Origin of the sequence: Methylosinus sp. H3A, from assembly GCF_015709455.1 — a bacterium.
Taxonomy (GTDB): Bacteria; Pseudomonadota; Alphaproteobacteria; order Rhizobiales; family Beijerinckiaceae; genus Methylosinus.
In genome coordinates this window covers 1,741,592-1,756,039 of the sequence record NZ_JADNQW010000005.1, presented here as the reverse complement: position 1 = coordinate 1,756,039, position 14,448 = coordinate 1,741,592, and the positions used below count along the sequence as shown (strand labels likewise).

Sequence of the window (14,448 nt, the reverse complement as noted above, 5' to 3'; positions counted from 1 at the left end):
TGCACGCGCTGCCAAATCGATGGATAGAAGGAGTGATGATGATGGGTGCAGACGTCTCGAGAGACCGCGCTCTCGCCGGCGTCGCACCATATGAGCCTATCGAAAAGATCGGGAGTTAGAGCCGATGGTCGAGCAGATTTCCGCGCATGCGCTGAGGGCGCTCTGGCGCGCGCGCGACGAGGTCGCCGTGTTCGACGCGCGCGAGGAAGGGCCCTATTCGCGCGCGCACCCCTTCTTCGCCGTCTCTCTGCCCTTCTCCGAGATCGAGACCAGAGCCTATGATCTCGCCCCGCGTCTCTCGGCGAAGATCGTCGTCTATGACGACGGCGAGGGATTTGCGGAACAAGCGGCGCGCCGCTTCGCGAGCATAGGATATTCGGATGTGGCGGCGCTTGAGGGCGGCCTCTCGGCCTATCGCGAAATCGGCGAGCTGTTCCGCGACGTCAATGTCGTGTCGAAAGCCTTTGGCGAACTCGTCGAATCCATTCGCCACACGCCGTCGCTCTCTGCGCGCGAGGTCGAGGGCCTCATTCGCGCGAGCGCCGACGCCGTCGTGCTCGACGCGCGCCGCTTCGAGGAATATCACACGATGAGCATTCCGAACGCGGTCAGCGTGCCGGGCGCAGAGCTCGCCTTGCGCGTCTTCGACATAGCGCCATCCCCGGACACGCTCGTCATCGTCAATTGCGCCGGACGCACGCGCTCGATCATCGGAACGCAGAGCCTCATTGACGCTGCAATCCCCAATCGAGTCGCCGCGCTCCGCAACGGCACGATCGGCTGGACCTTGGATGGGCTGGCGCTCGACCGTGGGCAGACGCGACGCTTTCCTCCGCTCGGCCGGGAGCAGCACGAGCGCGCGCTCGCCGGAACGCGCGCCCGCGCCGCGCGCCTCGGCGTCGCGACGCTCGACGCCGAGGCCTTCGAGGCGGCGCTCGCCACGAGAGACAGACGCACTCTCTATTTGCTCGACGTGCGTTCGCCGGAAGAATATGCCGCCGGACATGCCCCCGGGTTTCGTTCCGCTCCGGGCGGACAACTCGTGCAGGCCACCGATGAGTGGGTGGCCGTGCGCGGCGCGAAGATCATTCTCTATGACGATCTCGAAGCGCGCGCGCTGTCGACGGCGTCATGGCTGACGCAACTCGGATGGGAGACGGCCATCCTCTCGCCCGAAGCGGCTGCGGCGACCGAGCGAGGCGCATCGCCACGCCGACGTCCGCCGATTGTCGCAGCCCCGGGCGCGACGATCTCGCCGGAAGAGCTCGCCTCTGGTCGCGATAATTTCGCGATCGTCGATCTATCCCGCAGCCCCGTCTATCGCGCCGGCCATATCTCTGGCTCCTATTGGGCCGCGGTCGCGCATCTCGAGCGTGATCTCGCGACGCTGCCGCGCGACAAGCAGATCGTGCTCGTCTCTCCGGACGGCGAGACGGCGCTCGACAATCTCGCGCGCGCGCAGATCGTCTCGGCCAGCGGCGCAGTCGCGCTCTCTGGTGGAGCGCAGGCTTTCGGCGCCGTCACGACGGAGAATGCGCGATGGCTCAGCGAAGCGGACGACAGCTACAAGCGTCCCTATGATGGCGTCGACAATTCGCGGGAAGCGATGCAGGCTTATATCGATTGGGAATTGCAGCTCGTCGCACAGCTCGCCAATGACGGCGTCGCGAATTTCCATGTGGTGAGATAGCGCAAACGGTGACGGGCTCCGCTCAGCGCCCTGCGGCCTCTCCCAGCAAATAATCCAATATCTGCTCTTCGAGCTCTGCGACCTCGACGGCGCCACGCCGACGCGGACGCGGCAGATCGACGGCGATGTCGCGCGAGATCGCGCCATTCTCGATGATCACGATGCGGTCGGCGAGCGCGACGGCCTCGGCGACGTCATGCGTCACCAGCAGAGCGGTGAAGCCGTCGCGCAGCCAGGCCGTCTCCAGCAGGCGCTGCATTTCGACGCGCGTGAGAGCGTCGAGCGCGCCGAGCGGCTCATCGAAGGCCAACAGCCGAGGACGGCTGACGAGAGCGCGCGCGAAAGCGACGCGCTGCTTCTGTCCGCCGGAGAGCGTCGACGGCCAATCCCTCGCGCGATCTTCCAGGCCGACGGAGCGCAGCGCCTCGAGGGCCTGCTCGCGGCCGGCCGCGCCGCCGCGGCGCTCGCCGAGCCCGACTTCGACATTGGCGAGCACGCGCGCCCAGGGCAGCAGACGCGGCTCCTGAAACATCACGCGCACAATTTCGCGCGCATGTGAGGCCGAATGCTCTCCGAACGAGACGCCGCCGCGGGTCTTCTCGTCGAGGCCGGCGACGAGGCGCAGCAGCGTGCTCTTTCCACAACCGCTGCGTCCAACGATCGCCAAAAACTGTCCGGCCGGGACGTCGAGATCGAGTCCGCTCAGCACACGCTTGGCGCCGAAGGATTTGTCGAGATTGCGCGCTCTCACCGACACTCCGGGCGCGAGCCGCGCATCGACAGCCGTCTGGACGATCGTCATGACGCGTCCCCTCGCTCGCGCTGAAAAGCGGGATGCCAGGAAAGACAGACACGCTCGAGGACGCGCGCGACGGAATCGGCGAGCTTGCCGAGCAGGGCGTAGATCAGAATCGACAGCACGACCACATCGACCTGCATGAACTCGCGCGCCTGCATCGCCATATAGCCGAGCCCCGATTGCGCGGCGATGGTCTCGGCGACAATGAGCGTCAGCCACATCACGCCGAGCGCATAACGCAGCCCGACGAAAATCGAAGGCAGAGCGCCCGGCAGCACCACCTGCCGAAACAGCTCGCGGCTCGGCATGCCATAGCTGCGCGCCATTTCGACGAGCTGTGGATCGACGGAGCGAACGCCGTGCAGCGTGTTGACGTAGATCGGAAAGAACACGCCGATCGAGACGAGGAAGAGTTTCGCCTCCTCATCGATGCCGAGCCAGAGGATGACGAGCGGGATCAGTGCGAGATGCGGGATGTTGCGAGCCATCTGCAAAGTCGAGTCGGCCAGAACTTCGCTGATTTTGGAGACGCCATTCGCCAAGCCGAAAATAAAGCCGATCGCCCCGCCGATCGCGAGGCCGCCGATCGCCCGCAGAAAGCTCACGCCGAGATTGCGCGGTAGCTCCCCTGTGAGCGTCAGTCGCCAAGCGGCGTCGACGACGGCGAACGGCGACGGCAGCAGCGTGGACGGCGTGAGCTCCAGCGCGCAGACGGCCTGCCAGATCGCCACGATCGACAGGGGAACGATCCAGGCCGCAGCTCTCGACTCGAGGATCGACCTCCAGCGAATGCGCTTCGCAACGCCGCCGCGGCTCGAGCCGCCGGAGGAGATCAGCGCTTCCTGCGGATGGGTCATCGCGGGCTTCACTCCGCGGCGGCGCGCGGCGCGCCGGAGCCGACGCCATATTCTCCGACCGCAGTGCCGTGCGAGCGATTGCGGTCGGTTTCGATTCCGAGCACCGGAAACAGCAGCTCGGCGACCTTATAGGCTTCTTCCAGATGCGGATAACCGGAGGCGATCACCGTGTCGACGCCGAGCGCCTGATATTCACGCAGGCGCGCGGCGACCGTCTCGGGATCTCCGACCAGCGCCGTGCCGGCGCCGCGCCGCACGAGGCCGACGCCGGCCCAGAGATTCGGAGAAATCTCGAGCCGGTCGCGCCTGCCGCCATGTAGCGCGCTCATTCGCTTTTGGCCGACCGAGTCCGATTCGAGCTCGAACTTGCGCTGGGCGGCGGCGATCGCGTCATCCGAAAGATGGGCGATGAGCCTGTCGGCGGCCTCCCACGCCTCGCGCGCCGTCTCGCGCACGATGATGTGGATGCGTAGCCCGAATTTCAGCTTCCGCCCGTGCTTCGCCGCGTGCTTTCTCGCTGCGTCGATTTTCTCGGCGACCTGGGCCGGTGGCTCGCCCCAAGTCAGATAGACGTCGGCATGTTCCCCGGCCACGTCGAGCCCGGCGTCGGATGAGCCGCCGAACCAGATCGGCAATCGATTCTGCACGGTGGGAAACAGCAGCCGCGCGCCTTCGACGCGAATATGCTCGCCGGAGAAGTCGACCGTTTCGCCGTCCAGCAGCCTGCGGAATACGGTGAGGAATTCGGCGGCGTGCGAATAACGTTGGTCATGCGAGAGAAAAATTCCGTCGCCGGCGAGTTCCACCGGATCGCCCCCGGAGACGACATTGACGATGAAGCGCCCCTCGCTGATGCGATCGAGCGCCGCCGTCTGGCGCGCCCAATGGGTGGGCGTCGCCAGCCCCGGCCGCAGCGCCACGAGAAATCGCAGCCGCTTGGTGTGCGTGGCGAGCGCGGCGGCGGTGATCCATGGATCCTCGCAATGGCTGCCGACAGGGACGAGCGCGCCGGCGAATCCCAGGCGATCGGCGGCTTGCGCGATCTCCTTCATATAGTCGAATTCGGCGTAGCGCACGCCTTTGTCGGCCCCGAGATAAGAGCCGTCTCCGCTGACGGGAATGAACCAGAACATATCGAGAGGTTTGTCGGTCATGACGCGTTTCTTTCAGCCGGCCGGCCTGCGTTTCCAGACGATATCGCGAATGTCGACGCGTGCAGGGATCAGTTCGAGACGAAGAAAGCGATCCGCGACTCGCTGTTGTCTGGCGATGATGGCGTCGTCGATAGAGACGAGCGCGAATTCGGCGCGATCGACCGATTTGCGCTGCGCCGCGAGCGGGACGCCGCTCGCCTCGGCGTAGAGTGCGGCGACTTCGTCGCGATGCGCAGCCGCCCATTCGGCGGCTCTCGCGATCTCGTCGTTAATATCGCCGACGATCACCGGATATCGCGCGGCGAAGTCGGCGTTGGCGAGAAAGAAGCTGCTCTGGGTGGCGGCGTCCACGTCGATCTCGAGCTGGCGCGCATCGGCGTTCAGTTCGGCAATCGCGAGATAAGGATCCCAGATCGACCAAGCGTCGATCGCACCGCGCGTGAACGCCGCGGCGGCGTCCGCCGGCGCGAGATAGACGGGCCTGATGTCCTCCCATTCGATATCTGCGCTTTCGAGCGTCGAGATCAGCAGATTATGCGCGCTGGAGGCCTTGGCGACTCCGATCCTCTTTCCTTTCAGATCGGCGACGCGCTCGATCGCCGAGCGACGCGGCACGATGACGCCCTGACCATAAGCTTTCGCGGGAATAGCCGCCGCATAGACCAGCCGCCCATGCGCCGCTTGCGCAAAGACGGGAGGCGCGTCGCCTGTATAGCCATAATCGATGGCGCCGGCGCCGAGCGCCTCCAACATCGGCGGCCCGAAGGGGAATTCGACCCATTTGACGGTGAAGCCTCTCGGTTCGAGCCGCTTCTCCAACAATTTTCGAGCTTTGGCGACCAGGAGCACGCTGAATTTTTGATAGCCGACCAACAGCTCCTTCGGCTTTTCAGGGGCCGTCGCCGCCTCGAAAGAAGTCGCGGTCGTAACAGCGGCGGCCGCGGCGAAGAGAACAGCCCGGCGATCGAAAACCGGCCGTTCCATCACGACCTCTGAGGCAATCGGACAAAACGATCCGATCGAAGACGCATTCTTCGAATTGGCGGCCAGGGCTGCTCGTCACAGAACTCGGACGGCGGGAGCATGCCGTTCTCCTCATCGGGGCGCACGCCGAAGCGCAATCGCTATATTATAGCGAAATTATCAACTGTTGTCATCCGATACAATGACCAGCGGCGACGGCTTGAGTGGGCCGCCCTCGCGAACCTGAGACAGCAATCCCGAGCCGAGACGATGCCCCGATCTTGTGCAGCGGTCATATTTTGACTGTTTTTAATACTATTGTCATAGTATGAAAATGTCCCATTGCGCGGTGGGGACAAAAATGTGTCTGTCCCTGGTGTGGTTTCGAAGCGAAAGCGCTGAAATGGCTGTTTAATGGCGGCTGCAACTATGAAGTCGCCGAATTGCAGGAAACGATCGCTTCGCTGAAGCACACTCTGACCGAACAGCCGAAGAAGCCGACGGAGTTCTGGGTGAAGGCGCGAGGCGAGTATTTGCGCGTCACGCCGGACAAGGTGATCCGCTTCAGGCGGAGCGCGACTATGTGTGCATACATGTTCCTGGCGCCGACTATCTCTTTCAGGAAAGCCTGTCCTCCCTCGAGCGCCACCTAGATAGCGAAGAGTTTCTGCGTATCCATCGCGGGGCGATCGTGCGGCGCAGCGCCATCACGCGCATCGAGCAGGCGCCGTTCGCGGCGCTGATCGCGGTTCTGAACGACGCCTCGGAAGTGCGCGTGGGGCGGACCATGCGCCGGCGATCCGCGCGAAGCTCATGCGGGCGTAGTCTGAGCGGCTTTTCGCTGGACCTCCGCCACGATCGCGCTCACTGTTCGAGCAGAGCGTCATATTGCCCGGTATTTCATGCTCTCCCGATCGACGAGAGCGCGACGACCACGCTGTCGCGTGTCGTCGTCCGCTCCGCCTTCGAGCGCAGAAGAGACGCGCTCGATGCTCTGCTGTCAGTAATAGTAGGGACGATAGTAACCGGGCCCATAATAGCCGTACGAAGGTCGAGAGGCGGCCGCTCCGATGACCGCGCCCCCGATGACCCCTGCGGCTGCGGCGGCCGCGACGGCTGTCGCCGCTTCGTCCGACTGCGCCCTATTTTGCGCGAAGTTCGCTTCTTGGCACCGCTCGAAACGCCGTGTTCCAGGCCGAAGCCCAGCGGCTTCGCATGTGTATGCGGCGCTCGCCGCCGACTGCTGGACGGACTGACATCCGCTGAGCGAGATTGCCGCAAGTCCGAATGCGAGAAACATCGAAATAAGTCTACCCATGGAGTTCCCTACCTATTGGTCGGCGCTATAGCCTTCGATTACAGCCGTGAGGCCCCCACATTTGTCGATCGTGATCTTGTCGGAAGCGCCATGACGAATGATAGCCTGGATCAATGTAGCTGCGATACAGGTTTGTGTCAGTCGACCGCAGCCGCGATCAGCTTGCACAGACTTCCCCGAACGAGCTCCTCTGTCGTGACCTGGCCTGCCTGAATGGAAAAGAATGCATCGACCCGCGTGCCGGCGTTCACCTTGCGAGCCACGATGCGAAGCGTCTGCGGCAATCCGGATCCGGTGGTTTCCTGCAGCGCGGTGATGGCGCCATAGGCCTTGTCCACGTTCATATCGGAATAGCCTTCCGCGAGGACGGCGCTCGCCAGGCGATCCAGCGCCTTTTTCGCGTCGAGCTTCGGGAATAGCATCCACGTCTTGTATGAAAGCGGGGTCAGCAAAGGAACGCCCTGCGAGGAGAAGTTCGTTTCGCAGGAAGCTTGCGCCGAGGAGGCGCCAATGGCGACCAACGCAGACAATAGTAAGATGCGGCTCATTCCTATTGTCCCCCATCGGCGCTTGGCCGGCTCGTTCAAAATTGTAGTCAAATCAGTGAGGCGCGAAATCTGAACCTCGGCCTCGGCAGGATATCGACCACCCAGGCTGCGCTCCGGCGGGCCTCGTCTCCCAACCCACAAATATCTATTGGAGACGATTTCCCTCGGTCTGTGCGCTGGAGCACAGACCGAGGGAAACAACCGCTCGTGACCGGCCTCGATCAGCAGATCGCGACGCTTCGCGAGGCCGAGCTCGATCACCAATGGGACGAGAGGAATCATCCGGCGCGCGTTCTTCGACTTCACGTTCATCATTCGATCGGTGAAGTCGACGAACCATACGAGCTCGCCTTCGTCCTCGATCGCGATCAGATCTCGGCAGCGGATCTGCGCGATCTCGGCTGGACGCATGCCGGTCACGAGGGCGAGGACATAGCCCCAATAGCGAGCGTCCTGAACGAACAGCTCGCCAGGGTTCCAGACGCGCGACAACGACTCGCATCCGGTGAAGAGCGGCAAGTTGACGAGCTTGATCGCCTCCTCCGGCGAGAAGACGTCACGATCGACTTGCTCGGGATTGTCCTTTTGAACAAATTCGAACCGATAGGGCTGCTCGTGCAGGGCTTCCCTCTGATAAAGCCACTCGAAAAAAGTGTTGAGGGTCGTGTGGTAACGGTTGCTGAGCGTGTTTTCCGCGAGGCGCTGGAGCCCTTCCCACCCGTTCTTCTTGGCATAGAGATAACGAGCGGCCAGGGAGACGCAGTGCTCCTTCGGGATATTCGTCCGCGTGGGGATATCCGGCAGAGCGAGGTCGATCTTGCCGAGCTCGCGCCTCGTGATGGCGGAAACGGGTTTGTCGCCGATGACGGCGATGACGAAAGGGACGACGAGCCCGACACGCTCGCGCGCGCGATCGTCGCCATGGCGCTTCTTCTCGCGGCCGAGAAATTTTTCGAGCGCAACCGAGAGCGGATCGGTCGGCTCGGGCAGGAACTCGTCCAGCTCAGCGAGGTCGCCGACGTCGATCGTCGCATTCGAGGCCGTCTCGACTTCGGCCCGTCCGGGAGCCTCGGAGACTCTATCCGCCCGCGCCGTGGGCGCGGCAAGCCCGGCTCCACTGCATTTCGGAGGGACAGCGACCTCCTTCTGCTCGACCGGCGCGATGAATTCGTCGACGCCGAAGGGAGACGACATCGCGTCATTCGGCTCGGCCGCAACGAACCGCCGGATAGCGCCTATCGGGAATTCGTGGCCCGGCGTCAGATTGACGTCGCGGCGCAGGAAATCGTCGCGCGCCCCGCGGCCGACGTCGGCCTGATCCGCTCCGACCGCGGCCGCGGTCGTGCGCGTTTCGACATCCCCGAGCGCGGTCTGTCGACCGACTGCAAAACCTCGGCGGAAGCTGTCGTCCTCGGCCTTGGCGCGATGCCCGGTCTCGCCGGCGACATTCTGGGCGACGAACTCCTTCCACGTTTCAGTGAAGCCGGGACATATCTCGCCCGGATTGCAATCGAACACGCGGCACTCGGTGAGCCATATCTGCACATAGTGCTCCATGGCGCCGCGTGCGGCGAGAGCGTCGGCGTCGACAGGCGCGCCGCGGTCGAGATATCCCCGCATCTGCGCCAGCAGGAACGCGCCGCGGCGGGGGAGTTCGGGATTGTCCTTGAGAGCCACGATCCACGCCATGCATAGGGACAGCCGCCGACGAGCGACGACGAACGCCGAAGTTCCGAGAGCGGATCGGAAGACGCGCGTGCGCGCCGTCTCGCCGTCGTGGACGGGCATGCGCACCTGAAGGTAGTAGCGCCCGTCGCGGCGATGGAGGAAGCTGATTCGCGCCAAAATCCGGTCTCCCATCGATGAGAGACGGGCCCCGGTCACGAGTCAAGGCTCAGACTCGCTACCCCGACGCAAGCACTTGATTTCGGCTCAGGAATTCCGTTCGGCGGAGAAATGGTAGCGGAGGCCCGTTACCGCCGATCCCCCCGACGCGACGATACGCTCTTCTCGCTGGCGTTGGCATCGTTGCATATGCGACCCCAATGCATGCGATCTCACAGAAAGATGACAGGAAGTCCTGATGTTTCGCGGACGACGGTGGTCTCTTAAGGTCGGTGTGGCGTGAGAGTCCAATTTTCGCGGAGCCCTTTCGCCGATGCACCGCGCAAACTCCGACGAACCACGTCTTTAACGGAAAACGCCGCTCACGATTCCAGGAGATGCCGCCGCCCCGTAACGGAATAATGCCGCCCCGGCGCCAAAGTCGTTGGCCGGCGACTTTCACCTCACCTGTTCTGGCTTCGGATCAACCCGATTTCGCTCCGTCCGGGAAAAGACACAATTTGAAAACCTTTTGTTTCAATCCAGACACCGTGTCGCAATCCGAGACCGAGATAATGGAGCCCAATTTGCTTGGGTTTCGCAGTCTCTTCCGCTGCTGTGATCTTCATGAAGGGGAGCTGAGGCTTGCGCACGGAAATGCTCACGTTCTGGATTCGCTCCGCCGTCTTCAGATTGATACGCGCGCGCGTTGGATTCGCGATTGCCGCAGCCGCACTGATTTTCGTCGCCCTCGCCTCCGGGGGGAAAAGCCGAAGCGAGGAGTTCCTCAATGTTGCTTACGGCCCTCGTGAGCAGCATCGTCTCGATCTGTGCCTGCCCGCCCCTTCCGCTACTCCGACCGCCGCTGTATTGTTGATCCACGGCGGCGGCTGGTCCGGCGGCGACAAAAGCGATATGGCTTGGCACTGCCGGTATTTCGCTGCGCATGGTGTATTGGCCGCCTCGGCGGGGTATCGCCTTGCTGATGGGCGTCCGGAAAACGGTTGGCCGGCTCAGCTCATCGATGTTCAGCTTGCTGTGCGCTGGCTTCGAGCGAATTCCGATGGACTGAACATCAACCCTGCCCGCATATGCGCGTATGGACATTCCGCCGGCGGGCAGCTCGCCGTCTGGCTCGCCGTCGAAAGTAGGATTTTTCCCGACGCTCTTGCTCGCGAATTGGCCGGGATCTCGCCGAAGGTGTCGTGTGCTGTGGACAATTTCGGGCTATTTCAGCTCACGCCGGATATGCCGGGCTATAAGCTTCTTTTTTCGCGTTTATTCCCCCGTGAGAGCGAAGCCTCGTTGAGCAATGCGGCGACGCTTTCGCCAGTCGCCTCAGTTCGCGCCGCGACCTCACCGATATTTATTTCTCATGGGACCAGAGATCGACTGGCGCCACTGTCCCAGTCGCTGATGCTGTTTCACGCGCTAAATCGCTGTCGGGTGCGATCTTTCTTGTCCGTATTTGAAGGAGGACATGAATTCTGGGGTGCAAGCCCAGACACAAAGTCCAAAATATTGGCTCAGGAGCTCGACTTTGTCCTGGATCAAGCGTGGAGGGATCGTGCAGGTCGATCTACGAACGAACGATCATCGCCTTTGTGAAACCACAGCCATACGACGGCCTTCGGCAATTTCAGCGCGGCTTTGTGGTCCGCAGCCCGCATTTCTTGCAACAAATCGAAACAATGGCGCCCTGATCTCAACATACCATCGAGCTATCTTCGCGACGAAGCATCATAGCTCGCACTAGATTTGATGATGCGCGGCCGGCGTTCGGAGGAGCCCGAGGAAGCAAGTGGAACAACATTGCATTCTCCTTGTCGAGGACGATGAAGAGATCGGATTCCTCGTATCGAGGTACCTTGCCGACCAAGGCTTCAAATTGACGCTCGCCCGTGACGCCAAAGAAATGGACGAAATTCTGGCACGAGAAAAGGTCGACCTTATTCTACTCGACGTGAACCTTCCCGGTGAGGACGGATTTTCGATCTGCATACGTTTGCGTAATATCGGAAGCCCGCCACTGATCATGTTGACGGCACGCGGCGAGCACATAGATCGGATACTTGGTATCGAGCTTGGGGCCGACGACTATATCGTCAAACCTTTCGTTCCCCGCGAACTGCTTGCGCGGGTCGGAGCTGTTCTCCGGCGGACCACGCCCGAAATGGCGCAGTCTGAAAAGGTCACAAAATACTGCTTTTCCGGCTTCGTCTTGGACATTGCGGCGCGGCGCTTGATAGGGCCGAGGGAGGTCCGGGTGATCCTGACGAGCGCCGAATTCGAGCTCCTGTTGACGTTCTGTCGACGCCCAGGAAAAGTGTTTTCACGGGAAGAACTGAAGGCAGCTTCGGCCACTGACCGGAGCGTAGACATTTTGATTAGCCGGCTTCGTCAAAAAATCGAGGATGATCCCCGCGATCCCGCGCTTATCCAGACGGTACGCTCATTCGGTTACACGTTCACTGCGAAAGTGAGTGTCCAGTAGGAATGCGCCCTTTCCGAAATATCAACGTGCAGTTAGGACTTCTTCTCCTTCTATGCGTCGGTTTGTTTCACGCAGCGGTGATGGCGATATTGCTCTTATCAGAACCCGCTCCAGGGGACCCGAGGGACCAAGACGCCGCTGTCGTCGTCGCTGCCGTAACGGCATTGGACGCCGCTTCCCCAAAAGACAGGCTCGCGATCGCAGCGGCGTTGAATGCAAATCTGCCGGGGTTCCGCCTCGCGCTTACTGAACTGGACCGCGCCATCCAAACCGGGACTCGCCCCGCTTATTTCCAATCCCGCCTTCCAGAAGGCGTGACGATCATAGTAGCCGATGCAGGCGACCAGAAGAAGTCGTTCGGATTTTTACATGACGGACAGGGGATTGTGCTCGACACTCTCCCTCTAACGCCGGGTTTCGACCGTTTCGCCCTGGTGACAATCGGGTTCGTCGCCATCAGCTTGTTTGTCTTCTCCTTGTGGGCCGCGATATCCCTTACGCGACCGCTGACCAATTTCGCCAACGTCGTTGAGGGCTTCGGTCTCGACAGTGTCCCAGCACAGCTACCGGAAGCGGGTCCAGAAGAAGTCCGAAAGGCGACCCGAGCATTTAACCGAATGCAACGGCGTATCGCCGAAATGGCCGCTCAGCGAACGCGGATGTTGGCCGCCGTCAGTCACGACCTGCGCACCCCGATCACGCGCATGCGTCTCCGAGCGGAGTATCTCGAAACTGGAGATACGAAGGCAAAGTTGGTACGCGATCTAGATCAGATGGAAGCAATGGTTTGTGGTTGCCTTACCTACCTGCGGGGCGGCGCTCAACAGGAGATGGTCGTGCTGGATCTGGCCAGTCTGCTGCAGCCTGTTGTCGACCAATTCACCGACCTAGGTTCCATTGTTCGCTACAATGAAAGAAGTCACATCAGCGTTCGAGGAAATCCAGATGATCTGGATCGTGCGTTCTCCAACCTCCTCGACAACGCGGTAAAATACGCTGAAAATCCCGAGATCGAACTTTTTGAACGGGATGGAGATGCGGTTGTCGAAGTCAGTGACCGAGGACCCGGCATCCCGTCAGACCAAAGGGAAGCAATGCTCGAACCTTTCGAGCGGGGATGTGCCGATACGACTGCCCACGCGGAGGAAGGTTTTGGACTAGGATTAGCGATCGCTCGCGCGATCGTGGAAGCCCATGGCGGCCGTCTTGTTCTGGACGAGCGCGTCGGAGGCGGCCTTATCGCGCGAGTATCCCTACCGAAAATCGACATCGAAACAAGATGAAACATTTTCAGCAGAATGACGCCTCGAACAAATCCGACGGTGGCGGCCAAGGAGGACCCGCGAATTGTCGGTCAATGATCGGTACTCAATCCATCGATTCAACCCGGCCACGGCCGATACTTTCGCGACGCTGTCGGGCAGGACGATCGCAGTCGTGCACCCTGCGTGGCATTCGTGCGGAACGCATCAAGTCCTAGCCAGCCAAATAAGGGCGTATAGAAGCCTAGGTGCGCGCGTGATCTCCATCGCGCTCATGGATGCCGTCACACCCTCTATCGGATGCGACACGCGTTGGAATGATTATCGGGCAAATAGTCACGACCTTGCAGTTAACGAGAAGTATGAGACGTCGGCTAGAATCTCGGACTTTTTCAAATCGACGCTCCTGAAGGACGGCTGGTGGCCCTTGATACACGGCGATCAAGCTACTTGGCTCGTGGAGCTGGCGAAGTGCGCGCCTCTACCCGACCGACTTGGCATGGACGCAATCGACCTGATTCACGCCAATCATTTTTTCGTGTTGCCTCTCGTCGAGCGGATACGTGGGGAACGCCGTATACCTGTTGTCCTCGACACTCATGACATTCAAGCGCGACAGTACGAGCTGAGGAATCGCGCGGGATTCTTCATTCCGCCATACGTTAGATACGATGATATGCTCGCTGTCGAACTCGAATGGATGAGGCGAGCCGATGTTTGCATTCACATAAATGCGGAGGAGTATGCGACGTTTTTTCGACTTCTCCCGTCCGCCCGGCATGAACTGATCTATCCGTCGGTAGCGCCCGTCTCGGCTTGCGCCAATGGCAATCAGGCAATACTAGTCGCGAGCAATAACGCGGCGAATTATTTTAGCATAAGGTGGTTTCTTCAGGAGGTCGTTCCACTCGCGACCAAAACGCCAATCTCGATATTTGGCGACATCGACGAGGGCATGAAAAGTGGCGACAGGCCACTTTATGAGAAACATCGCAGACTGTTCAAAGGCAGGGTCGCCGATATCCAGGCGGCATACGCAGATGCAGCAGTCGTCTTGCTTCCGACGAGAGAAGGGCACGGCCTTTCTATCAAAACGCTGGAAGCGCTGTCCAGTGGGTTGCCCCTGGTGGCTACATCACAGGCGTTCCGGGGAATGGGAATCGATCCCGCTCGCCTCGGGAACGTATTCGTTGCGGACAGCCCTGCGGAATTCGCGGCTGCGATGCTCTCGATTCGAGAAGCGCGCGACCCGCGGACGAGCGATACGCGCGCACTCTATCAGGAAAGATTTTCGTCCGACGGCTACGCGGCTCGGCTCGGTGTGGTTGCCTGCAAGCTGATTTCGGAAGGTCAATCGCGGCGGCCTCGGGCGCGCGGCGTTTCTTTGCGACAGCAAAGGACCGAGAATGACACTCAGAAACAAATTGAGACTGATCGGCCCTGATCTTGCCGAGGCATTACTCGATGTTTGAAGGGATGGTGAGCATCGATGCCAGCATTTCGATTGCGCTCGCTCCATCTACACGACATGACCAAAGA

At 61.3% G+C, this 14,448-nt stretch carries 12 protein-coding genes; 7 read left to right on the top strand and 5 right to left on the bottom strand.

Annotated features, from left to right (window positions below; genetic code table 11):
• Window positions 1-124 precede the first annotated feature (124 nt).
• Window positions 125-1,690, top strand: coding sequence for a rhodanese-like domain-containing protein (locus IY145_RS11265; RefSeq protein WP_196408300.1), 1,566 nt, complete (start codon window positions 125-127; stop codon window positions 1,688-1,690).
• Between the two features lie 22 nt (window positions 1,691-1,712).
• On the opposite strand, the gene IY145_RS11260 is transcribed toward IY145_RS11265, so the two are convergent.
• From IY145_RS11260 to IY145_RS11245, 4 genes are read right to left on the bottom strand one after another with little or no spacing between them, the layout of a single operon-like run.
• Window positions 1,713-2,492, bottom strand: a complete 780-nt coding sequence (locus tag IY145_RS11260; protein WP_196408299.1) for an ATP-binding cassette domain-containing protein — start codon at window positions 2,490-2,492, stop codon at window positions 1,713-1,715.
• On the bottom strand, window positions 2,489-3,346 hold the full coding sequence (locus IY145_RS11255; protein WP_196408298.1) for an ABC transporter permease subunit: 858 nt from the start codon (window positions 3,344-3,346) through the stop codon (window positions 2,489-2,491). The genes IY145_RS11260 and IY145_RS11255 overlap by 4 nt, the downstream gene beginning before the upstream one ends.
• Before the next feature lie 8 nt (window positions 3,347-3,354).
• The gene (ssuD, locus tag IY145_RS11250; RefSeq protein ID WP_196408297.1) at window positions 3,355-4,500 is read right to left on the bottom strand and encodes an FMNH2-dependent alkanesulfonate monooxygenase; all 1,146 of its coding nucleotides are present in this window, start codon (window positions 4,498-4,500) and stop codon (window positions 3,355-3,357) included.
• 12 nt (window positions 4,501-4,512) lie between these two features.
• A complete protein-coding gene (locus IY145_RS11245) occupies window positions 4,513-5,484 on the bottom strand; it encodes an aliphatic sulfonate ABC transporter substrate-binding protein (protein WP_196408296.1) in 972 nt (323 codons plus the stop codon).
• 562 nt (window positions 5,485-6,046) lie between these two features.
• Between IY145_RS11245 and IY145_RS26565 the strand changes: the two genes are divergently transcribed.
• Entirely contained in the window at window positions 6,047-6,994 is a 948-nt protein-coding gene (locus tag IY145_RS26565) for a LytTR family DNA-binding domain-containing protein (RefSeq protein WP_210332654.1), read from the top strand.
• Here the strand turns inward: IY145_RS26565 and IY145_RS11235 are convergent.
• The gene (locus IY145_RS11235; RefSeq protein ID WP_196408295.1) at window positions 6,919-7,329 is read right to left on the bottom strand and encodes a hypothetical protein; all 411 of its coding nucleotides are present in this window, start codon (window positions 7,327-7,329) and stop codon (window positions 6,919-6,921) included. The genes IY145_RS26565 and IY145_RS11235 overlap by 76 nt on opposite strands.
• A gap of 207 nt (window positions 7,330-7,536) precedes the next feature.
• Between IY145_RS11235 and IY145_RS11230 the strand changes: the two genes are divergently transcribed.
• The 5 genes from IY145_RS11230 to IY145_RS11210 all read left to right on the top strand — a co-directional run bounded on the left by IY145_RS11230 (window position 7,537) and on the right by IY145_RS11210 (window position 14,353).
• Entirely contained in the window at window positions 7,537-9,024 is a 1,488-nt protein-coding gene (locus tag IY145_RS11230; protein ID WP_196408294.1) for a hypothetical protein, read from the top strand.
• Window positions 9,025-9,798: 774 nt separating this feature from the next.
• Window positions 9,799-10,761, top strand: coding sequence for an alpha/beta hydrolase (locus tag IY145_RS11225; RefSeq protein WP_196408293.1), 963 nt, complete (start codon window positions 9,799-9,801; stop codon window positions 10,759-10,761).
• Between the two features lie 193 nt (window positions 10,762-10,954).
• The gene (locus IY145_RS11220; RefSeq protein WP_196408292.1) at window positions 10,955-11,647 is read left to right on the top strand and encodes a response regulator; all 693 of its coding nucleotides are present in this window, start codon (window positions 10,955-10,957) and stop codon (window positions 11,645-11,647) included.
• Between the two features lie 80 nt (window positions 11,648-11,727).
• On the top strand, window positions 11,728-12,930 hold the full coding sequence (locus IY145_RS11215; RefSeq protein ID WP_246721969.1) for an ATP-binding protein: 1,203 nt from the start codon (window positions 11,728-11,730) through the stop codon (window positions 12,928-12,930).
• A gap of 64 nt (window positions 12,931-12,994) precedes the next feature.
• On the top strand, window positions 12,995-14,353 hold the full coding sequence (locus tag IY145_RS11210) for a glycosyltransferase (protein ID WP_246721967.1): 1,359 nt from the start codon (window positions 12,995-12,997) through the stop codon (window positions 14,351-14,353).
• Window positions 14,354-14,448: the final 95 nt, after the last annotated feature.

Coding starts and splice junctions, on each gene's coding strand:
- IY145_RS11265 (WP_196408300.1), top strand. CDS start 125: ATGGTCGAGCAGATTTCCGCGCATGCGCTGAGGGCGCTCTGGCGCGCG.
- IY145_RS11260 (WP_196408299.1), bottom strand. CDS start 2,492: ATGACGATCGTCCAGACGGCTGTCGATGCGCGGCTCGCGCCCGGAGTG.
- IY145_RS11255 (WP_196408298.1), bottom strand. CDS start 3,346: ATGACCCATCCGCAGGAAGCGCTGATCTCCTCCGGCGGCTCGAGCCGC.
- ssuD (WP_196408297.1), bottom strand. CDS start 4,500: ATGACCGACAAACCTCTCGATATGTTCTGGTTCATTCCCGTCAGCGGA.
- IY145_RS11245 (WP_196408296.1), bottom strand. CDS start 5,484: ATGGAACGGCCGGTTTTCGATCGCCGGGCTGTTCTCTTCGCCGCGGCC.
- IY145_RS11235 (WP_196408295.1), bottom strand. CDS start 7,329: ATGAGCCGCATCTTACTATTGTCTGCGTTGGTCGCCATTGGCGCCTCC.
- IY145_RS11215 (WP_246721969.1), top strand. CDS start 11,728: ATGGCGATATTGCTCTTATCAGAACCCGCTCCAGGGGACCCGAGGGAC.